This is a genomic window from Methylobacterium dankookense (genome assembly GCF_902141855.1).
Lineage (GTDB): Bacteria > Pseudomonadota > Alphaproteobacteria > Rhizobiales > Beijerinckiaceae > Methylobacterium > Methylobacterium dankookense.
Window position 1 is genome coordinate 338,143 of the sequence record NZ_CABFVH010000001.1, and the last position, 18,897, is coordinate 357,039.

Here is an 18,897-nt window from a genome sequence, read left to right on the forward strand (position 1 = left end):
AGTTCGAAAACTTCAGGAGTTTATGATGGATCCCGTCGCTGCGAAGTACATCGGCGCCGGTCTCGCCTGCCTCGGCATGGCGGGCGCGGGCATCGGCCTCGGCAACCTGTTCGGCCAGTTCTACGCCGGCGCGCTGCGCAACCCCTCGGCCGCCGACAGCCAGCGCACCAACCTGCTCCTGGGCTTCGCGCTGACCGAGGCGCTCGGCATCTTCTCGCTGCTCGTCGCGCTGCTCCTCCTCTTCGCCGTCTGAGGATGGACCACCCCTCCGCCGCGGTCCTCAGCGCCGCGGCGGAGGGCAGGCAGCCGGTCCACCGGCTCCGCTGAGCGCTCCGAGACCCCTCGCGAGCGCTCGTTTTCTTTGAATCAGATTCCTCACGGACGGGGCCATGGCGCAGCCGAATCCTCTCACCACACCTCCGCCCGGGACCGACACCTACGCCGGCAAGGGCGAGATCCTGCACCCGGCCGCGAAGCACGCCTTCCCGCCCTTCGAGAGCCACACCTTCCTGGCCCAGCTCGTCTGGCTGGCGCTCGCCTTCGGCGCGCTCTACTACCTGATGGCCAAGGTCGCCCTGCCCCGCATCCAGGGCATCCTGCACGACCGCGCCACGCGCCTGTCGAGCGACCTCGACGAGGCCCAGCGCATGAAGGCCGAGGCCGACGAGGCCGGTGCCGCCTACGAGAAGTCCCTCCGCGACGCGCAGGGCAAGGCGCGCGAGATCGCGCAGAACACCCGCAACGAGCTCGCCGCCGAGGCCGAGACCAAGCGCAAGTCGCTCGAGGCCGAGCTGAACGCGAAGCTCGCCGCCTCCGAGGCGACCCTCAAGGGCCGCACCGAGGAGGCCATGGGCAACGTCCGCACCATCGCCGGCGAGACCGCCGCCGCGATCGTCGAGCGCCTCACCGGCAAGGCTCCCGACAAGGCGAGCCTCGACCGCGCCCTCGACCGTACCGCGACCGCGCACTGAGGATTCCAACCATGCTGCTCACTGCGGAATTCTGGGTCGCCGCGGCCTTCGTCATCTTCCTGGCGCTCGCGGCCAAGGCCGGCGCCTTCTCGATGATCACCAAGGGTCTCGACGGCCGCGCCAAGCGCGTCCGGCACGAGCTCGACGAGGCCAAGCGCCTGCGCGAGGAGGCCGCCGCCGTGCTGGCCGACTACAAGCGCCGCCGCACCGAGGCCGAGAAGGAGGCCGAGGCCATCGTCGCGGGCGCCCGCGAGGAGGCCGAGCGCCTCGCCGAGGAAGGCCACCAGCGCCTGAACGACTTCGTCGCCCGCCGTACCAAGGCGGCCGAGACCAAGATCGCCCAGGCCGAGACCCAGGCGGCCGCCCGGGTCCGGGCCGCCGCTGCGGACGCCGCCGTGCAGGTCTCCGAGACCATCCTGCGCGAGCGCATGCAGGGCGAGGCCGCACAGAGCCTGATCAAGACGAGCCTCGGCGAGGTGAAGTCCCGCCTGCGGGCCTGAGCCCCTCGACATTGCATCGACGGAGAGCCGCCTTCGGGCGGCTCTTCGCGTTTCGGGCACGTGCCATTTGGCACAGGCCGAACCGCAGGGGTGCGATCGGCGGCTCCGAGACGGGATGAACCGCTTTGGTGGGCGGCTCAGCGTGCTATAGGCCCGCGCCGCCCGCCGCACGCGTTTCCCGATGCAGCCGATCCTCTCCATCAAGAACCTGTCGAAGACCTATGCGTCGGGGCTCTCAGCCCTGGCGGAGGTCGATCTCGATATCGCCCGCGGCGAGATCTTCGCCCTGCTCGGCCCCAACGGGGCGGGCAAGTCGACCCTGATCAACATCATCTGCGGCATCGTCACGCCCTCCACCGGCACGGTCACGGTCGACGGGCATGACATCCTGCGCGACTACCGCGCCGCCCGCGCGATGATCGGCCTCGTGCCGCAGGAGCTGACCACCGACGCCTTCGAGACGGTGCGCAAGACGGTCAGCTTCAGCCGCGGCCTGTTCGGCCTGCCGAAGAATCCGGACCATATCGAGCGCGTGCTGCGCGACCTCTCCCTCTGGGAGAAGCGCGACAGCCGCATGATGCAGCTCTCGGGCGGCATGAAGCGCCGCGTTCTGATCGCCAAGGCCTTGGCCCACGAGCCGCGCGTGCTCTTCCTCGACGAGCCGACCGCGGGCGTCGACGTGGAGTTGCGTCAGGACATGTGGCGCCTGGTGCGGCGCCTGCGCGAGCAGGGCGTCACCGTCATCCTCACCACGCACTACATCGAGGAAGCGGAGGAGATGGCCGACCGGGTCGGCGTCATCCGCAAGGGCCGGATCATCCTCGTGGAGGAGAAGGCCGAGCTGATGCGCAAGCTCGGGCGCAAGCAGCTCACCCTGCATCTCCAGACCCAGCTCATCGAGCTGCCCGAATCCCTCGCCGACCGGGGCCTGGAACTCACGGGCGGGGGCCGCGAGCTGGTCTACACCTACGACAGCCAGGGCGAGCGCACCGGCATCACCCGCCTGCTCAACGAGCTCGCCAGCTCGGGCATCACCTTCAGCGACCTGCAGACCCGGCAGAGCTCGCTGGAGGACATCTTCGTGGACCTCGTGCGGGAGCGCGCCTGACATGGCGATGAACTGGCCCGCCGTGCGGGCGATCTACGTGTTCGAGATGAGCCGCTTCCTGCGGACCGCGACGCAGAGCATCCTCGCGCCGGTGATCTCGACCTCGCTCTATTTCGTGGTGTTCGGCGCGGCGATCGGCTCGCGCATGACCATGGTGGACGAGGTGCCCTACGGCCTGTTCATCGTGCCCGGCCTGATGATGCTCTCGCTGCTCACGCAGAGCATCACCAACGCCTCCTTCGGCATCTACTTCCCGCGCTTCGCCGGCACGATCTACGAGATCCTCTCGGCCCCGGTCTCGCCGGTGGAGGTGGTGCTCGGCTTCGTCGGGGCGGCTGCCTCGAAGTCGATCCTGATCGGGCTGATCATCCTGGCGACGGCGGCCCTGTTCGTGCCGCTGCGCATCGACCACCCGGTCTGGATGCTCGCCTTCCTGCTGCTCACCGCCGTCACCTTCAGCCTGTTCGGCTTCGTCATCGGCCTGTGGGCGGACGGGTTCGAGAAGCTGCAGCTCGTGCCGCTGCTCATCATCACGCCGTTGACCTTCCTAGGGGGCAGCTTCTACGCCATCGAGATGCTGCCGCCCTTCTGGTACACGGTCAGCCTGCTCAACCCCGTGGTCTATCTGATCAGCGGCTTCCGCTGGGCCTTCTTCGGCCAGGCCGACGTCGCCATCGGGGTGAGCCTTGCGATGACGCTGCTGTTCCTGGCGCTCTGCCTGGCCGCGGTCACCTACATCTTCCGCACGGGCTACCGCCTGAAGAGCTGACGGCAGCCCGGCGGAGGCGCCGGCCTCACTCGGGCAGGCGCGGAAGCGGCGTGCCGTCCTTGGGGAGCGGATAGCGGGCCATGTTCAGCTCCATGGCGAGGAACGTGTAGTAGCCGCTGATCGCGGTGAGATCGACGACGCCGTCCTTGCCGAAGCGCTGCTCGGCCTTGGCGAAGGTGGCGTCGGAGACCCGCTTGTTGTCCTGCAGCTCCGTGGTGAAGTCGTAGACGAGGATCTCGTCCGCGCTCATGCCCTCCGGCCGCCGCCCGTCGCGGATCGCCGCGATGATGCCCTCGGCGATCCCGACCTTCTTCGCGATCGGCGCATGGACGTACCACTCGTAATCCTGCGTCCAGCGCCGCGCCGTGACCAGGATGACGAGCTCGGACAGGGTGGTGCCGATCTTCGGCTTGTAGCGCAGGTAGTCGCCCATGGATCGGGCGAGGGTCATCACCTCGGGCGAGTGCATCAGCGGCTCGAACGGGCCGAAGACGGGCGTCTTGCGCGCCGCCTCGAAGGCCTCGGCGGCCTGCTTCTGCTCGGGCGTGTACCGGCTCGGCGGGATCGTGGGCAGGCGATCCTCGGCGCGCGCGGCGAGCGGCGCGAGGATCAGCCCGAGGGCGAGGAGAGAGCGCATCATGGATTCGTCTCCAGTAGGGACGACGGTGTTCTCGCCGAGCCCCGCTCCGGATGCGAGGGGCCGAGACGGCGGCCCGAGGCCGAAAGGCTGACAACGGCAGCGTTTCGCGACCGCCGGCCCTCGGACAGCAAAACGCCCGGGGCGAAAAGCCGCCCCGGGCGCTCGGAGGATCGTCGGTCCGGCGGGATCGCCCTTAAGCGACCGCCTCCTTGGCGCGCTCGGCGCGCTTGCGGTCGTTCGGGTCGAGCACGGCCTTGCGCAGGCGGATCGACTTCGGCGTGACCTCGACCAGCTCGTCGTCCTGGATCCAGGCGAGCGAGCGCTCCAGGGTCATCTTGATCGGCGGCGTCAGGCGCACGGCCTCGTCCTTCGAGGTGGTGCGGATGTTGGTGAGCTTCTTGCCCTTGAGGACGTTCACCTCGAGGTCGTTCTCGCGGTTGTGCTCGCCGACGATCATGCCCTGGTAGACCTTCCAGCCGGGCTCGATCATCATCGGGCCGCGATCCTCGAGGTTCCACATGGCGTAGGCCACCGCCTCGCCCTTGTCGTTCGAGATCAGCACGCCGTTGCGGCGACCCGGCATCTCGCCCTTGTAGGGCTCGTAGGCCTTGAACAGGCGGTTCATGATCGCGGTGCCGCGGGTGTCGGTCAGCAGCTCGCCCTGGTAGCCGATCAGGCCGCGGGTCGGGGCGTGGAAGACGAGGCGCAGGCGATCGCCGCCCGAGGGCCGCATCTCCAGCATCTCGGCCTTCCGCTCGGACATCTTCTGGACGACGACGCCGGAATGCTCCTCGTCCACGTCGATGACGACCTCCTCGACGGGCTCCAGCAGCTGGCCGTTCTCGTCCTTCTCGAAGACGACGCGGGGGCGCGACACGGCGATCTCGAAGCCCTCGCGGCGCATGGTCTCGATCAGGATCGAGAGCTGCAGCTCGCCGCGGCCGGAGACGTAGAACGAGTCCTTGTCGGCGGCTTCCTCGATCTTGAGCGTGACGTTGCCCTCGGCCTCCTTGAACAGGCGGTCGCGGATCATGCGGCTCGTGACCTTGTCGCCCTCGGTGCCGGCGAGCGGGCTGTCGTTGACGATGAAGGACATCGTCACGGTCGGCGGGTCGATCGGCTGGGCCTGGATCGGGGTATCGACCTGCGGGTCGCAGAAGGTGTCGGCCACCGTGCCCTTCACGAGGCCGGCGATCGAGACGATGTCGCCCGCCTCGCCGACGTCGATCGGCGCGCGCTCCAGGCCGCGGAAGGCCAGGATCTTCGACACGCGGCCGGTCTCGATGACCTTGCCGTCGCGGTCGAGCACCTTGATCGTCTGGTTCGGCTTCACCGTGCCCGACGCGATGCGGCCGGTGATGATGCGGCCGAGGAAGGGGTTCGCCTCGAGCAGCGTGCCGAGCATCCGGAACGGGCCCTCCTCGGTCTTGGCCTGGGGCACGTGCTGCAGCACGAGGTCGAACAGGGGCGCGAGGCCCTCGGACTGGTCGCCCTCCGGCGAGGAGGCCATCCAGCCGGCCCGGCCCGAGCCGTACAGGATCGGGAAGTCGAGCTGCTCGTCGGTGGCGTCGAGGGCCGCGAACAGGTCGAAGACCTCGTTGACGACCTCGTTGATGCGCGCGTCCGGACGGTCGACCTTGTTGATGGCGACGATCGGGCGCAGGCCGATCTTGAGGGCCTTGCCGACCACGAACTTGGTCTGCGGCATCGGTCCCTCGGCGGCGTCGACCAGCACGATCACGCCGTCGACCATCGAGAGGATGCGCTCGACCTCGCCGCCGAAATCGGCGTGGCCGGGAGTGTCGACGATGTTGACGCGGGTGTCCTTCCAGACGACCGAGGTCGCCTTGGCCAGGATGGTGATGCCGCGCTCCTTCTCGAGGTCGTTCGAGTCCATCGCCCGCTCCTCGACCCGCTGGTTCTCGCGGAAGGTGCCGGACTGCTGGAGCAGCTTGTCGACGAGCGTCGTCTTGCCGTGATCGACGTGGGCGATGATGGCGATGTTGCGCAGCTTCATAGGATGTCCGAAGCGAGTAGAACCCGCCACGGAGCAGACCGCCTCGGCGGCCGCCCCGCCGGGTGGGGTTGGCGGATTCGTGCTTTCGCGTCGCAATAGAAGGTGCGGCCCGATCCGGCAAGTGCGGCGGGCGCGCGGGCCGGGCGCGCCTCGGTCTTGTCGAACCCGTTCGTGCAGCCTTTCCGACCCGGCCATCTCATCTCGGGATGACCGGATCAGCGAAACGGAGTTTCCCCCGGAAAATCGTGTTGGCCCGGCCGGAACAGGCTCTCAGCCCATCAGCACCACGGGCAGCAGCAGGCCGCCGAGGGGCAGCGCCGCGAGCGCCGCCGGGCGCAGCCAGGACGGGCGGTAGCTGAGCAGGGCGACGACGAGGAGCGCGGCGCCGGTGAGGGCGCCGATCCACTGGACGGGGCCGAAATTCCACCCCTCCAGCATCACCGCCGCGGCGAGCGAGAGCAGGATCAGGCCCCATCCCCCGAGACGCTGCGGCAGGATGCGGGCCGCCGGCACGCGGCCGCCGAGCGCGTCGCGGTGGTGCCGGTCGAGGCTCAGCGCCAGGGCGCCGAACCCGGCGAAGCAGAGGGCGAGGTTCAGGAGAACGACCACCGGAGTCACGCGCGCAGGGCCTCCTCGCCCGTCATGCCGGGGATCCGGCGGGAATTCAGTGCGGACGCACCCCGCCGCGCAGCTTTACGCGCCGCAAGGATCAGGCCGGCGCCCAGCGCCAGCATGGCGAGGTCGAAGCCGAGGAAACGCGTGCCGGCGAGCGCGTGCTCGCCCGTCGCCAGGGCGCTCACCACCGGCACGGCGAGATAGAGCGCACCGGTGAGGCCGAGCGCCTCCGGCCAGGCCCGCATGGCCGGGCGCAACGCGCCGAGCAGCGCCAGGAGGATCCAGAATCCGAAGAAGGCGCCGACCTCCCACTGCGCCCGGTCCGCGAGGCCGAGAGGCAGGAGGCGGTTCGCCAGGAAGTAGCCGGCGATCGCCGCGGGCATCCCCGCGACGGCGCCGATATTGAGCACCCGCACCAGCCGCAGGCCGAACCCGGCCGCCTGCGCACCCTTGGGCGCCCGGGCCACCGTCCAGAGCACGAGCCCCGTCGCCACCGTCGCGGCGCCCATCACCCCGCAGAGGAAGAACAGGGCGCGCAGGACGGGACCGGCGAAATGCCCTTCGTGCAGGCCGACCATCACCGCCGAGGTCACGGTCGCCGCCTTGGCCGTGCCGGCCTCCCCGAGCATCGCACCCGTCGCGCCGTCGAAGGCGATCTGCGGATGCAGGTGCGCGAGCCCGTGCGGCTCCTCGAAGATCGCCACCACGGCGGGGCGGGCATCGCCGGGGCTGTAGATGGAGATGCCCTCGGGCGCCTCACCGATCCGGGCGGCCGCCGCCGCCACGATCGGCCCGACCGGCGCGAGGGTGCCGGGGCGCCCCAGCGGCGCGGCCATCTCCGGCATCATCCCCGCCTCGACGTAGAAGCGGATCTGGTCGCCCTTGTAGGCGGTCTGCACGCCCCAGGGCATGTACATCGGCGCCAGGGTGACGAGGCCGGTATAGGTGATCATCAGGTGGAAGGGCAGCGCCAGCACGCCCGTGACGTTGTGCGCGTCGAGCCAGCCGCGCTGCGCCGACCTGTCCCGCCGGAAGGTGAAGAAATCCGCGAAGATGCGCCGGTGCGTGACGATGCCTGAGACGAGCGCCACCAGCATCACCAGGGCGCAGGCACCGACCAGGTAGCGCCCGAGCATCGGCGGCATGCCCAGCTCGAAATGGAAGCGGTAGAGGAAGTCGCCGCCCTTCGTATCGCGCGCCGCGGTGGGCGCGCCGGTCTCGGGGTCGAGCAGGGCCTGATGGAACGGGCCCTCCAGGCTCTTCCACCAATGCACCCCGATCACCGGCTTCTCGGGCTTCGGAAGCTCGATGTACCAGCCCGCCGCGTCCGGCATCCGCGTCTTGAGGAACGCCACCGCGTGCTCCGCCGAGCGGACGGGGTCGGCCTGCACGGCCCGGAGTTCCGGCCGCATCCATTGCGAGATCTCGGCGCGGTAGTAGCTCGCCGTGCCGGTGACGAAGACCGCGAACAGGATCCAGCCGACCACGAGGCCGGACCAGGCGTGCAGCCACGCCATCGACGTGCGGAATCCCTGCCTCATCGCGGCATCCCCCGGATCAGGCCGCGCCCGCGAGCGCCTGCGCCAGCCACAACCCGGCGCCGAGCGGCAGCGCGAGGCCCCCGACGAGCAGGGCGGCCCGGCCGAGGCTGCGCATGGCGAACACGCCGACCACCACCGCGACCATCACGGTGAAGCTGAGGAGCGTCGCGGTCACCACCGCCTCCGAGCGCGGCATCGGCAGGACGAGGGCAAGGAGCCCTGTCGCCAGGGCTGCCACCGCGTAGCCGCCGAGCGCGGCGAGCAGCACGCGCCCTAGCACCGCCGCGCGGTAGCGCGAGCCGACCGACCGGGCGCTCACGCGCCGTCTCCCCGACCGGAAGCGACATGGATGGATCGGGGTCGATGCGGCGGGTTCGAGCCAGGCTCGGCGATCAGGATCGACATGGCGCGAGGTAGCCGCGCCGGGCCTTGCGGCGCAATCGCTATGTTTCGGAATCATTCCAGCCTGAGCAATGGCTTAGCATGATCAGGGGACGGATGATCGCCTGCCTTCGAACGTGCTGCTTGTCCAGATGGCGCTCAAAAGAACAACCTGTGATTTAATGAATTAAATTCAGTTGCAATAACAGAAAAACGATCAAACTCATCACCTCGTTAACCTTTATAAACGATGATTTGAATGCAGCATTCACTAAACGGAACTTTCCAATGCTCAGCATTCGCGCGCGGCTCTATGCGGGCTTCGCCAGTCTGGTCGTCGTTTCCGGGCTCCTCGGCGGAACGGCCTATTATCAGCTCGAGACGAGCGTCGGGCAGTTCGAGCGCCTCGGCATCTTTCACGAGGGATCCCGCAACGTCGCCCGGATCAACGCCCTCTCCGAGCTTCTGAAGGGGCAGGCCACCGAGTTCCGGAACTCGCTCAGCGACGACAACCTCCGGATCGCGGAGACGTACCGCCAGGAGATGGTCTCCCTGGCGCAGCGCCAGGTCCAGATCGCCCAGGTCGCGGAGCGGCGCGCCGTCTACACGATGGTCCGCGACCGGGCCGAGGCCCTCAAGGCGCCGCTGGAATCGCTCAGCCGCATCGGCCGGACGGCCGTGGAGGAGCGGAGCAGGCTCTTCGCCACGGGCGATTCTCTGACGCGCGCCACCAACGAGCTGCTCGCGCAGATCCGCGCGGCCGATGTCGAGGCTCTGGCAGGCCCGGCCGCCGCCGCCGAGAGTGCGATCCTGCTGCTCCGGGTGGCGAACTGGCGCTCCTTCGCCACGCACGATCCCGAAGGGCCGAAGGGCTTCGCCGCTCAGCGCGTGAAGGCGGAGGCGGCGCTCAAGCGCCTGCGCGAGGCCGATGGGCGCGGCCAGTTCGCCAGGGATCTGGCCAAGCTCGAGGCCGCAACCGCCACCTATGCCGACGCGTTCAAGGCGAGTACGGGCGCCCTCGCCGAGACCGGATCGGTCTTCGATACCGCCATCCTGCCGCAGACCACCGAGATCGAGCGCACCGCCCTCACGGCGCGCCGCCTGATCGACACCGCAACCACCGAACTCGCCGCCGCCACGGATCGGGGTGCCTCGACCGCGCGGATGATGCTGCTCGGCCTGATCGCGGCGGCGCTCGTCGTCGGCTCGGCGCTCGCCGTCCTGATCGGCCGCAGCATCATCGGGCCGATCGCCGGGATGACCGGGGCCATGCGCCGCCTCGCCGAGGGCGATACTGCGGTGGAGATCCCGGCGCAGGGTGCGCGGGACGAGATGGGCGAGATGGCCAAGGCGGTGGACGTGTTCCGCCGCAACGCCATCGCGCGGATCGCGCTCGAAGCCGAGCAGGCCGCGCAGCAATCCGCCCGCCAGCGCCGGGCCGACCGGGTCGACCAGCTCGTGCGCGGCTTCCAGGGCCGGGTCGCGGCCTCCCTCGAAGTGGTCACCTCGGCCGCGACCGAACTCGACGCCACCGCCCGCTCGATGAACGGCGTGGCCGACAGCACCAACAGCCAGGCCATGGCTTCGAGCGCGGCGGCCGAGGAGACCTCGGCCAACGTGCAGACCGTGGCGGCGGCGGCGGAGGAGATGGTCTCCTCGCTCGCCGAGATCGAGCGGCAGGTGCGGCGCTCGCACGAGGTGGCGGGGAACGCGGCCCGCGAGGCGGAGGCCTCCAACACCGCGATGAGCCGCCTCGGCGCCGCGGCCGAGCAGATCGGCAACGCCGTCACCACCATCGCGGGCATCGCCGGCCAGACCAACCTGCTGGCGCTCAACGCCACCATCGAGGCGGCGCGCGCGGGCGATGCCGGCAAGGGCTTCGCGGTGGTCGCCTCCGAGGTCAAGGTCCTGGCCGGGCAGACAGCCAAGGCGACCGAGGAGGTCGGCGCCCACATCACGGCGATCCAGGCCGCCACCGCCGAGGCCGTCGCGGCTCTCCGGCAGATCGACCAGACGATCGGCGCGATCAACGAGATCTCGGGCACGATCGCGGCCACCGTCGAGCAGCAGGCGGCGGCGACGCAGGAGATCTCGCGCAATGCCGGCCAGGCGGCGCTGGGCACGCAGGACGTCTCGGCCAACGTGGCGCAGGTCCTCGCCTCGGCGGGCGAGACCGGCGGCGCGGCGGCGCAGGTCCTGTCGGCGGCAGCCGAACTCGCGACCCAGTCGCTGAACGTGAAGCGCGAGGTCGACGACTTCCTGCGCGACATCCAGGCGGCGTGAGGTCTCGGGTTGGGCGGGACGCGCTGTCCCGCCCAACCTGTCGGCAGAATGCGCGGATCCGGGGTCCCAGGATTGCCCTTCGGCCGCGCGGGGCGCATGGACGGAACAGCCGTTCCCTCCGATACTTGACGCCCCGTGACCCAGACCAGCGCCCGACCGGCCCGGCCCCCGATCCGCTTCCGCGGCCGCTCCTTCATGGCGACGGTGCTCGCCCCCCTGCCCCCGGTCGCCGACTGGCTGGCAGAACTCGACGCCGTCAAAGCCCGCGCCCCCTCCTTCTTCGCCGGCCGCCCCGTGATCCTCGACCTCGCGGGCCTGCGCCTGACGCGGGAAGACCTCGAGGAGCTGGTCGCCGATCTCGGGCAGCGCTCGATCACCATCCTCGGCGTCGAGGGCGCTCCCGAGGGCGTGCTCGGCCCGGGGCTTCCCCCTGCCCTCTCGGGCGGGCGCCCCTCGGGCGAGGTCCCGGCGCCCGATGCCGAGACCGCGCCGGAGCCCGCGACGCCGGCCGCCCCGCCCCCGCCGGCCCGCTCGCTGATCCTCGACGCGCCCGTGCGCTCGGGCCAGACGATCCTGCATACGGAAGGCGACGTGGTCGTGATGGGCGCCGTCGCCTCCGGCGCCGAGGTGATCGCGGGCGGCTCGATCCACATCTACGGCACCCTGCGCGGACGCGCCGTGGCCGGCGTCTCCGGCAATCCGCAGGCCCGGATCTGGTGCCGCCGCTTCGAGCCGGAACTCGTGGCGATCGACGGGCTCTACAAGGCGGCCGACGACCTCGATCCGGCCTTCCAGGGCCAGGCGGTGGAGGTGCGCCTCGTGGACGACGCGATCCTGCTGGCGAAGCTCGACCGGGCCTGATCACCCGCCGCGGAAGCATGTCTTGCGGTGTTCTGCCGAGGCTCGACTTGATCTGACACCGGGATCCCAGGATCCGCGCATGAAATGCGCACAGGATCCGAAACCTTAACCCTTCGGTAACCATAACGGTCGTCAATGATCCGGTAAGGAATCGTTGAGCCGTGACCAGCCCCACTCTTCCGGACTCTCCCCCGCCCCGCCTTCCCGCCCTGCGCGGGCGCGCCTTCAAGGCGCTGGCGCTGACCCCCGAGATGCCGCTTTCCGATTGGTTCGCGGGCCTCGATGCGGCGCTCAAGCGGTCGCCGACCCTGTTCGACGGCCGCGCGATCATCCTCGACGTCGCCGCCCTGAAGCCGGAGCCCGACGCGCTGCGCGCGCTGCTCGCCGACCTGCGCCAGCGGCGCATCCGCATCCTCGGCCTCGAGGGCGCGGAGGCGGGCGACGACGGAATGCCGCCGCTCCTCGCGAACGGCCGGCCGACCCAGACGCTCGACCTGCCGGTGATCCCGACCGAGCCCGAGACCACCTCCCTCACCATCGAGGGCTCGGTGCGCTCCGGCCAGTCGATCGTCCACCGCACCGGGGACGTCACGGTGATGGGCTCGGTCTCCTCCGGAGCCGAGATCCTGGCCGGCGGCTCCATCCACATCTACGGCGCCCTGCGGGGCCGCGCCATCGCCGGCGCTGCCCGCAACCCCCGCGCCCGCATCTGTTGCCGCAAGTTCGAGCCCGAACTGCTCGGGATCGACCGCCTCGTCCGCACGGCCGAGGACATGGGGACGCATCTGCGGGGTCGACCCGCGCAGATCTGGCTCGATGGCGGCGCTATCCGAATGGCAAGCTTGGATTGAGGAGGACACGAGAATGGCAAAGGTTCTCGTCGTGACATCGGGCAAGGGCGGTGTCGGCAAGACGACCACCACGGCTGCCCTCGGGGCAGCCCTGGCGCAGGGCGGTTCGAGCGTCTGCGTCGTCGACTTCGACGTCGGCCTGCGCAACCTCGACCTGATCATGGGTGCCGAGCGCCGGGTGGTCTACGACCTCATCAACGTGGTCAACGGCGACGCGAAGCTCCCGCAGGCCCTGATCAAGGACAAGCGTCTCGACACGCTGCACCTGCTCCCGGCCTCGCAGACCCGCGACAAGGACGCGCTCACCGACGAGGGCGTCTCCCGGGTGATGGAGGAGCTGCGCGAGAAGTTCGACTGGGTGATCTGCGACAGCCCGGCCGGCATCGAGCGCGGCGCCCAGCTCGCCATGCGCCACGCGGACGTCGCCGTGGTGGTGACGAACCCCGAGGTCTCCTCGGTGCGCGACTCCGACCGGATCATCGGCCTCCTCGACTCGAAGACGGTCAAGGCGGAGAAGGGCGAGAGCGTCGAGAAGCACCTGATCCTCACCCGCTACGACCCCGCCCGGGCCGATCGCGGCGACATGCTGAAGACCGAGGACGTGCTGGAGATCCTCTCGATCCCGCTGCTCGCCATCATCCCGGAGAGCCAGGAGGTTCTGAAGGCCTCGAACGTCGGCTGCCCGGTCACCCTCAACAACCCGCTCTGCGCCCCGGCCCGCGCCTATGCCGACGCGGCCCGCCGCCTGAAGGGCGAGACCGTGCCGATGGCGATGCCCACCGAGCGCAAGTCCTTCCTGGACAAGATCTTCATGCGGAGGGCGGCATGACGTTGCGGAACCTCTTCGGCAAGCGCTCGTCCAGCGCGGTAGCCCGCGAGCGCCTGCAACTGATCCTGGCTCACGAGCGCGCGGAGAACGGGCGCCCGGACCTCGTGATCACCCTGCGCGAGGAGATCCTCGAGGTGATCGCCAAGCACGTCTCGGTCGAGCGCGACAAGGTGAAGATCACCCTCGACCGCGGCGAGGGCGTCTCGACGCTGGGCGTCGACATCGAGCTCCCCCTCTCCTCCGCCGCGAAGCTCGCGGCGGAGAAGGAGAAGAAGGCCGCCTGAATGGCCTCGAACCGGACGGCCTGACACCCGCGGATCGGTATGATCCGCGGGTTTTTCCGTTCGCGCGGCCGGGTCAGGCGGGTCGCCGCTCCAGCCGGAACGGGGGCGCGTGCTCGGGCTGGGTCGTCACCACGGCGAGCGGCAGGACCGGGCCCTCCTCCGCCAGCGATATGCGGAAGCGGCCGACGATGCGCGCCAGCGCCAGCACCGCCTCCGTGAGGGCGAACTGGGCCCCGATGCAGACCCGCGGGCCGACGCCGAAGGGCAGGTAGGCGTAGCGCGGCACCGCCGGGGCGCCGGGCAGGAAGCGGGCCGGATCGAAGGCGTCTGGGTCCTGCCAGAGCTTCCGGTGCCGGTGCAGCACCCAGGGCGGGATCATCACGATGTCGCCCGCCGCGATCGCATGGCCGGCGATGGTGTCGGCCTGGAGCGCCCGGCGCACCACCAGGAAGGCGGGCGGGTAGAGGCGCAGCGTCTCGTCCACCACCGCGCGGGTCAGCGGCAGCCGCCCGTCACCGGCGCAGCCCGCGGGCTGGCGCAGGTCGGCGCTCCGCGCCTCCGCCGCGACGCGCTCCTGGGTCGCGGGGTCGAGGGCGAGCAGGTAGAGGGCCCAGAACAGGGCGACCGCCGTCGTCTCGTGCCCGGCCAGGATCATGGTGGCGACCTGATCGCGGATCTCCGCGTAGCTGAAGGCCGCCCCCGTCTCGGGGTTGCGCACGGCGAGCAGCAGGTCGAGCAGGTCGCGCGCCTCGCGCGGGGCCGCCTCCGCGGCGCGGGCCGCGATGATCCGGTCGAGGAAGGGCGTCCAGCGCCGCCGGAACAGGGCGCGCGGCAGGTCGAGCGGCGCCGGCCAGCGCAGGGGGATCAGGATGTCGAGCAGGTGCGGCCGGCCGAGCCGCACCGAGTACTCGGCGATGAAGCGGCGCAGCTCGGGCCCGTGGCTCTCCATCGCCACCGAGAACATGCTCCGCCCGGCGATCTCGAGGGCGAGGCGGTGCAGGAAGGCGAAGAGCTGCACCGGACCCGCCGCCGCCTCGGCGTCGAGATCGGCGAGCCCGTCCTCCACCGAGGAGGCGATGTGGCCGGCAAGGCCGTCGATCGCCTTCGGGGTGAAGGCCGGCGCGAGCGCCCGGCGCTGGTGGCGCCAGGCCGCGCCCTCGCTGATCAGGAGCCCGTCGCCGAGCACCGGCCGCAGGATGCGCACCGAGCCGGAGGTGCGCGCGTAGTTCGCCTGGTTGTCCACGAGGACGCGCCGGATCGCGTCCGGATCGCTCACCGTGAAGCTGGTCCGGCCGAGGATCCGCCGCTGGGTGACCGGCTCCTCGTAGGTCCTGCGCGGCCAGCCGAGCAGCGCGTTGTCGCGGATCGAGCGCATGTAGGAGCCGAGCGAGGGCTCCCGCTCGGGCGGCTCGCGCCGCGGCGGCACCACGAGCGGCGCGGCGCGCGTTGCCTCGATTGCATCCATGGCCGTCTCCAGGCGCCGTCGCGCGCCCGCCGCCGGGGCGGAACCCGGCCCGGCGCGAGGCGACACGAGAAAGCAACGAACGTCGAGGCCCGACCGATCGCACCGCGCTCGGCCGCCCCCCGGGCCGCCCGCTTGATGCCGGAGGGTCGGGCAGGTGTAAACACGGCAGCCGCCGGACATCGCGGCGCAGGCGGGGACGGGAGCGGATGGCCCAGGCGACGACCGGCGAGGCGGGCCGGCCCTACCGGATCGACGGGGAGGGCCTGCGCCTCGCGGTCCGGGTCACGCCGCGGGGCGGGCGGGAGGCCATCACCGGGCTCGTGGCCGATGCGGAGGGGCGCGCGGCCCTCGCGATCCGGCTCGCCGCACCGCCCGTGGACGGCGCCGCCAACGCGGCCCTCGTCCGGTTCCTCGCGGCGGCCCTCGACCTGCGCAAGGGTGACGTCTCGATCCTCTCCGGCGAGACGGCGCGGCTGAAGATCGTGCGGCTCTCAGGGGACGGGCCGACGATCGCCGCCCGGCTCGACGCGCTGCTCGGATAGAGCATCATCTTTCACGGAACCGGCGACCACGTCCGCGGACAATGCGCGAACGAAAACGGGACGGCGGCCTCACGGCCATCCGTCCCCGAGGTCGGGCGCGCCGCGAGGACCGCCCGTCACCCGTGCCCGCGCCGGCATCGGAATGCCGGCGCGGGCCACGTCTCACTTTGCGGCGAGCTTCTTCGGAAGCTTGAAGGCCCAGAAGCTGCCGCCCTGGTTGATGCCGGCGGTGGACTTCGCCACCTCGCCGCCCCAGAGCGGGACCGCGCCGCCCCAGCCGGCCGCGACGCCGACCCACTGCTCGCCGTCCTGCTCCCAGGTGATCGGCGAGGCGACGATGCCGGTGCCGACCTGGAACTTCCACACCTCCTCGCCGGTCTTGGCGTCGAAGGCCTTCAGGAAGCCCTCGGGCGTGCCGGCGAAGACGAGGTTGCCGCCGGTGGTCAGGATGCCGCCCCAGAGCGGCGCCTTGTTCTTGTAGTTCCACACCACCTTGCCGGTGGCCGGGTCGATCGCCTTGAGCGAGCCGATATGGTCCTCGAAGACCGGCTTGATGGTGAAGCCGGCACCGAGATAGGCGGCGCCCTTCTTGTAGTTCACCGGCTCGTTCCAGATATCCATGCCCCACTCGTTCGAGGGGACGTAGAACAGCTTGGTGTCCGGGCTGTAGGCCATCGGCATCCAGTTCTTGCCACCGAGGAAGCTCGGCACCGCGAACACGGTCTTGCCCTTCTTGCCGTCCTCGGACTTCGTCGGGTCGCCGGGGCGGAAGGCGTCGTCGTAGATCGGGCGGCCGTCCTTATCGATGCCCTTGGCCCAGTTGATCTTCTCCACGAACGGCGAGGCGCCGAGGAACTTCCCGTTGGTGCGGTCGAGGACGTAGAAGAAGCCGTTGCGGTCGGCGGTGGCGCCGGCCTTGATCGTCTTGCCGTCCTTCTGCAGATCGAAGGGCACGAACTCGTTCACGCCGTCGAAGTCCCAGCCGTCATGCGGCGTGGTCTGGAAGCCCCAGACGATCTCGCCGGTATCGGGGTTGAGCGCGAGGCGGGAGGCCGACCACTTGTTGTCGCCCGGGCGCAGCGCCGAGTTCCACGGGCCCGGATTGCCGGTGCCGAAATAGACGAGATCCGTCTCCGGGTCGTAGGTGCCGCCGAGCCAGGTGGCACCGCCGCCATACTTCCACATGTCGCCGGGCCAGGACTCGTTGACCTTGCCGGTCATGGTCGAGGGCTTGCCGTTGAGCTCGCCCATATGGCCCTCGATGACGGGGCGCTTCCAGACGATCTCGCCGGTCTCGGCGTCGCGGGCCTCGATGCGGCCGACGATGCCGAACTCGCCGCCCGACACGCCGGTGATGATCTTGCCCTTCACGATCAGCGGGGCGGCGGTGTAGCTGTAGCCGGCCTTGAAGTCGTCGATGTCCTTGCGCCACACGACCTTGCCGGTCTTGGCGTCGAGGGCCATCATCTTGGCATCGAGCGTGCCGAAATAGACCTTGTCCTTGAACAGCGCGGCGCCGCGGTTGACCACGTCGCAGCAGGGCAGGATGCCCTCGGGCAAGCGGGCGTTGTACTCCCAGATCTTCTCGCCGGTGCGGGAGTTGATCGCGTAGATGCGCGAGTAGGAGCCGGTGACGTAGAGCACGCCGTCCTTGACGAGCGGCTGGCTCTCCTGGCCGCGCTGCTTCTCGCCGCCGAAGGAGAACGAGTAGGCCGGCACGAGGCCCTGGATCGTCTCCTTGGTGATGGCCTTGAGCGGGCTGTAGCGCTGGGCCTGCGGGCCGAGGCCGTAGGTGACGACGTCGTCGGTCGTCTTGGCGTCGTTCAGGATCGCCTGCTCGCTCACGCCACCGCCGGCCGCCGCCGTGTCGGCCTTCGCCTCCGGCGCCGCGTAGGCGTGGGACGCGCCGGCCAGGAGCGCAGCCGCCCCCACCGCCGCGAGGAACCGGTTCCGCACCGTCATGGGTTTTCCTCCTCGATCGTTCCGGGACGCCGGCGCTCGTGCTGGCGCGTTCGTCTGGCGGCTTGCCCCGGCGCGAAACCTAGCCAGACGGCGGGCCGGCGGTTATTGGCCATAAGTCCAAGATAAGAATTGCTGCACTGCACAAACAGGCTGCAATACGGAAGTATCCCGGGTCTCCGCTGTGGAAACCCGGGCGCAGGACTTGGCAGATCTTGAGGTTCGCCGCTCTCGAGCTGAAGTACATCTCCGCGCAGCAGGAGGAGACGCGGGTTCCCTCCCCCTTGCGGGGAGGAGAGGCCCATCGCGGACCGTCGCGCGCCCTCCGGAGCGTTCTACCCCGCCACCCCAGCCCTTTCCCGAACGGGAGAGGGGGCACATCGCGATCGGGGCGAGGCCCCGCCCCCCTTTGAACAAACGCTCAGAACCCGGTCGGCGCGCTGTCGGTCACGCCGTAGCGGGCGCAGATCTCCTTCAGGCCGCCGCCCTCGATCAGGGCGGCGAGCGCGTCGCCGACCGCGTAGCCGAGGTCGCGCGAATCGGTGCGGACCGCGCCGCCGAGATCCCAGCGCGACTTCACCAGGCCGGTCAGAGCCAGCTCGACCACCGGATTCGCCTCCGGCGATGCCTTGGCGGCCGCGAGCGCGGCCTCGATGCCCGCCCGCGTGCCGGCCAGGATCTGCGCCTCGCCGGCGAGGTAGGCCTTGGCCGCATCCTCCTGGTTGCGGAAGTGCTTCAGGTTCTCCCGGTAGCGCCCGCCCTCGGCCATGAGGAGCTGCATGTCGGAGGCGCTGTTGCCCTCCACCGCGACGCTGCGCCCCTGGATGTCCTGAAAGCTCTCGAAGCCCTCCATGGCGTCGCGCCGCCACGCGAAGGCGAGGCGCTGCTCGAAATAGGGCCGCACCAGGAAGATCTGCTCGTTGCGCATGCCCAGCATCTTGTCGTTGGGCACGTGCAGCATCAGGTCGGCGAGCGGGCTGCCGGCGAGGTCGCCCCGCCACAGGTTCAGGCGGAAATCGCCGTCGACGTTCTCGCCCGCATCGACGAGGCGCAGGTCGAGGGCGACCTTGAGCGCCTTGGCGACCGCCCGCGCCACGTCCACGTCGATGCCGACGGGCTTGCCGTCGCGCAGGTCCGAGAAGGGCGCGTTCTCGGCGTAGAGCGCGACGCGCAGGGTGCCCGAGCCCGTGACCTCGTCGAGGGGTCGCGCGAAGGCAGGCCCCGCGGCGAGAGCCGCGAGGCCGCCGAGGACGCCGCGTCGGGTGAGCCGGGACATCGGCC

Annotated in this window: 19 protein-coding genes; 11 read left to right on the forward strand and 8 right to left on the reverse strand. The window is 70.4% G+C overall.

Annotated features, from left to right (window positions below; translation table 11 throughout):
- The first annotated feature begins 25 nt into the window (after positions 1–25).
- The 5 genes from MTDSW087_RS01695 to MTDSW087_RS01715 all read left to right on the forward strand — a co-directional run bounded on the left by MTDSW087_RS01695 (position 26) and on the right by MTDSW087_RS01715 (position 3,348).
- Complete coding sequence (locus MTDSW087_RS01695; RefSeq protein ID WP_066922442.1) at positions 26–253, forward strand: F0F1 ATP synthase subunit C; 228 nt, start codon at positions 26–28, stop codon at positions 251–253.
- A gap of 136 nt (positions 254–389) precedes the next feature.
- On the forward strand, positions 390–971 hold the full coding sequence (locus MTDSW087_RS01700; protein ID WP_144759238.1) for a F0F1 ATP synthase subunit B family protein: 582 nt from the start codon (positions 390–392) through the stop codon (positions 969–971).
- Between the two features lie 14 nt (positions 972–985).
- Entirely contained in the window at positions 986–1,471 is a 486-nt protein-coding gene (locus MTDSW087_RS01705) for a F0F1 ATP synthase subunit B family protein (RefSeq protein WP_186383708.1), read from the forward strand.
- Positions 1,472–1,652: 181 nt separating this feature from the next.
- Complete coding sequence (locus tag MTDSW087_RS01710; RefSeq protein WP_144759242.1) at positions 1,653–2,579, forward strand: ABC transporter ATP-binding protein; 927 nt, start codon at positions 1,653–1,655, stop codon at positions 2,577–2,579.
- Positions 2,580–2,586: 7 nt separating this feature from the next.
- A complete protein-coding gene (locus MTDSW087_RS01715; protein WP_144759524.1) occupies positions 2,587–3,348 on the forward strand; it encodes an ABC transporter permease in 762 nt (253 codons plus the stop codon).
- 25 nt (positions 3,349–3,373) lie between these two features.
- On the opposite strand, the gene MTDSW087_RS01720 is transcribed toward MTDSW087_RS01715, so the two are convergent.
- The 5 genes from MTDSW087_RS01720 to MTDSW087_RS01740 all read right to left on the reverse strand — a co-directional run bounded on the left by MTDSW087_RS01720 (position 3,374) and on the right by MTDSW087_RS01740 (position 8,480).
- Positions 3,374–3,988, reverse strand: a complete 615-nt coding sequence (locus MTDSW087_RS01720) for a carboxymuconolactone decarboxylase family protein (RefSeq protein WP_144759244.1) — start codon at positions 3,986–3,988, stop codon at positions 3,374–3,376.
- A gap of 193 nt (positions 3,989–4,181) precedes the next feature.
- The gene (typA, locus tag MTDSW087_RS01725; RefSeq protein WP_144759247.1) at positions 4,182–6,005 is read right to left on the reverse strand and encodes a translational GTPase TypA; all 1,824 of its coding nucleotides are present in this window, start codon (positions 6,003–6,005) and stop codon (positions 4,182–4,184) included.
- 270 nt (positions 6,006–6,275) lie between these two features.
- Entirely contained in the window at positions 6,276–6,623 is a 348-nt protein-coding gene (locus tag MTDSW087_RS01730; RefSeq protein ID WP_144759250.1) for a DUF3325 domain-containing protein, read from the reverse strand.
- Positions 6,620–8,161: a PepSY-associated TM helix domain-containing protein gene (locus MTDSW087_RS01735; RefSeq protein ID WP_144759253.1), complete on the reverse strand. Its 1,542-nt coding sequence runs from the start codon at positions 8,159–8,161 to the stop codon at positions 6,620–6,622. The genes MTDSW087_RS01730 and MTDSW087_RS01735 overlap by 4 nt, the downstream gene beginning before the upstream one ends.
- Positions 8,162–8,177: 16 nt before the next feature.
- A complete protein-coding gene (locus tag MTDSW087_RS01740) occupies positions 8,178–8,480 on the reverse strand; it encodes an iron transporter (RefSeq protein WP_144759256.1) in 303 nt (100 codons plus the stop codon).
- Between the two features lie 350 nt (positions 8,481–8,830).
- Here MTDSW087_RS01740 and MTDSW087_RS01745 point away from each other — a divergent pair, with 350 nt between their 5' ends.
- The 5 genes from MTDSW087_RS01745 to minE all read left to right on the forward strand — a co-directional run bounded on the left by MTDSW087_RS01745 (position 8,831) and on the right by minE (position 13,650).
- A complete protein-coding gene (locus MTDSW087_RS01745; protein ID WP_144759259.1) occupies positions 8,831–10,825 on the forward strand; it encodes a methyl-accepting chemotaxis protein in 1,995 nt (664 codons plus the stop codon).
- A gap of 135 nt (positions 10,826–10,960) precedes the next feature.
- The gene (gene minC / locus MTDSW087_RS01750; protein ID WP_144759262.1) at positions 10,961–11,686 is read left to right on the forward strand and encodes a septum site-determining protein MinC; all 726 of its coding nucleotides are present in this window, start codon (positions 10,961–10,963) and stop codon (positions 11,684–11,686) included.
- 251 nt (positions 11,687–11,937) lie between these two features.
- Positions 11,938–12,537, forward strand: coding sequence for a septum site-determining protein MinC (gene minC, locus MTDSW087_RS01755; protein WP_144759526.1), 600 nt, complete (start codon positions 11,938–11,940; stop codon positions 12,535–12,537).
- A 13-nt stretch (positions 12,538–12,550) separates the two neighbouring features.
- The gene (gene minD, locus MTDSW087_RS01760; RefSeq protein ID WP_144759265.1) at positions 12,551–13,366 is read left to right on the forward strand and encodes a septum site-determining protein MinD; all 816 of its coding nucleotides are present in this window, start codon (positions 12,551–12,553) and stop codon (positions 13,364–13,366) included.
- Positions 13,363–13,650 carry a cell division topological specificity factor MinE gene (gene minE, locus MTDSW087_RS01765; protein WP_144759268.1) on the forward strand — a complete coding sequence of 96 codons (288 nt, stop codon included), beginning with the start codon at positions 13,363–13,365 and terminating at the stop codon, positions 13,648–13,650. The genes minD and minE overlap by 4 nt, the downstream gene beginning before the upstream one ends.
- A 73-nt stretch (positions 13,651–13,723) precedes the next feature.
- Here the strand turns inward: minE and MTDSW087_RS01770 are convergent, their stop codons facing one another.
- The gene (locus tag MTDSW087_RS01770) at positions 13,724–15,115 is read right to left on the reverse strand and encodes a cytochrome P450 (protein ID WP_144759271.1); all 1,392 of its coding nucleotides are present in this window, start codon (positions 15,113–15,115) and stop codon (positions 13,724–13,726) included.
- A gap of 206 nt (positions 15,116–15,321) precedes the next feature.
- On the opposite strand from MTDSW087_RS01770, the gene MTDSW087_RS01775 reads away from it, so the two are divergent.
- On the forward strand, positions 15,322–15,657 hold the full coding sequence (locus MTDSW087_RS01775) for a DUF167 domain-containing protein (RefSeq protein ID WP_144759274.1): 336 nt from the start codon (positions 15,322–15,324) through the stop codon (positions 15,655–15,657).
- Positions 15,658–15,819: 162 nt separating this feature from the next.
- On the opposite strand, the gene MTDSW087_RS01780 is transcribed toward MTDSW087_RS01775, so the two are convergent.
- The gene (locus MTDSW087_RS01780; RefSeq protein ID WP_144759277.1) at positions 15,820–17,619 is read right to left on the reverse strand and encodes a PQQ-dependent methanol/ethanol family dehydrogenase; all 1,800 of its coding nucleotides are present in this window, start codon (positions 17,617–17,619) and stop codon (positions 15,820–15,822) included.
- Positions 17,620–18,037: 418 nt separating this feature from the next.
- Complete coding sequence (locus tag MTDSW087_RS01785; protein ID WP_144759280.1) at positions 18,038–18,892, reverse strand: substrate-binding periplasmic protein; 855 nt, start codon at positions 18,890–18,892, stop codon at positions 18,038–18,040.
- Positions 18,893–18,897: the final 5 nt, after the last annotated feature.

Bases quoted from the DNA above. Each gene is read 5' to 3' on its own strand.
- MTDSW087_RS01695 (WP_066922442.1), top strand. From the start codon at position 26: ATGGATCCCGTCGCTGCGAAGTACATCGGCGCCGGTCTCGCCTGCCTC.
- MTDSW087_RS01700 (WP_144759238.1), top strand. From the start codon at position 390: ATGGCGCAGCCGAATCCTCTCACCACACCTCCGCCCGGGACCGACACC.
- MTDSW087_RS01710 (WP_144759242.1), top strand. From the start codon at position 1,653: ATGCAGCCGATCCTCTCCATCAAGAACCTGTCGAAGACCTATGCGTCG.
- MTDSW087_RS01715 (WP_144759524.1), top strand. From the start codon at position 2,587: ATGAACTGGCCCGCCGTGCGGGCGATCTACGTGTTCGAGATGAGCCGC.
- MTDSW087_RS01720 (WP_144759244.1), bottom strand. From the start codon at position 3,988: ATGATGCGCTCTCTCCTCGCCCTCGGGCTGATCCTCGCGCCGCTCGCC.
- typA (WP_144759247.1), bottom strand. From the start codon at position 6,005: ATGAAGCTGCGCAACATCGCCATCATCGCCCACGTCGATCACGGCAAG.
- MTDSW087_RS01735 (WP_144759253.1), bottom strand. From the start codon at position 8,161: ATGAGGCAGGGATTCCGCACGTCGATGGCGTGGCTGCACGCCTGGTCC.
- MTDSW087_RS01745 (WP_144759259.1), top strand. From the start codon at position 8,831: ATGCTCAGCATTCGCGCGCGGCTCTATGCGGGCTTCGCCAGTCTGGTC.
- minC (WP_144759526.1), top strand. From the start codon at position 11,938: ATGCCGCTTTCCGATTGGTTCGCGGGCCTCGATGCGGCGCTCAAGCGG.
- minD (WP_144759265.1), top strand. From the start codon at position 12,551: ATGGCAAAGGTTCTCGTCGTGACATCGGGCAAGGGCGGTGTCGGCAAG.
- minE (WP_144759268.1), top strand. From the start codon at position 13,363: ATGACGTTGCGGAACCTCTTCGGCAAGCGCTCGTCCAGCGCGGTAGCC.
- MTDSW087_RS01770 (WP_144759271.1), bottom strand. From the start codon at position 15,115: ATGGATGCAATCGAGGCAACGCGCGCCGCGCCGCTCGTGGTGCCGCCG.
- MTDSW087_RS01775 (WP_144759274.1), top strand. From the start codon at position 15,322: ATGGCCCAGGCGACGACCGGCGAGGCGGGCCGGCCCTACCGGATCGAC.
- MTDSW087_RS01780 (WP_144759277.1), bottom strand. From the start codon at position 17,619: ATGACGGTGCGGAACCGGTTCCTCGCGGCGGTGGGGGCGGCTGCGCTC.
- MTDSW087_RS01785 (WP_144759280.1), bottom strand. From the start codon at position 18,892: ATGTCCCGGCTCACCCGACGCGGCGTCCTCGGCGGCCTCGCGGCTCTC.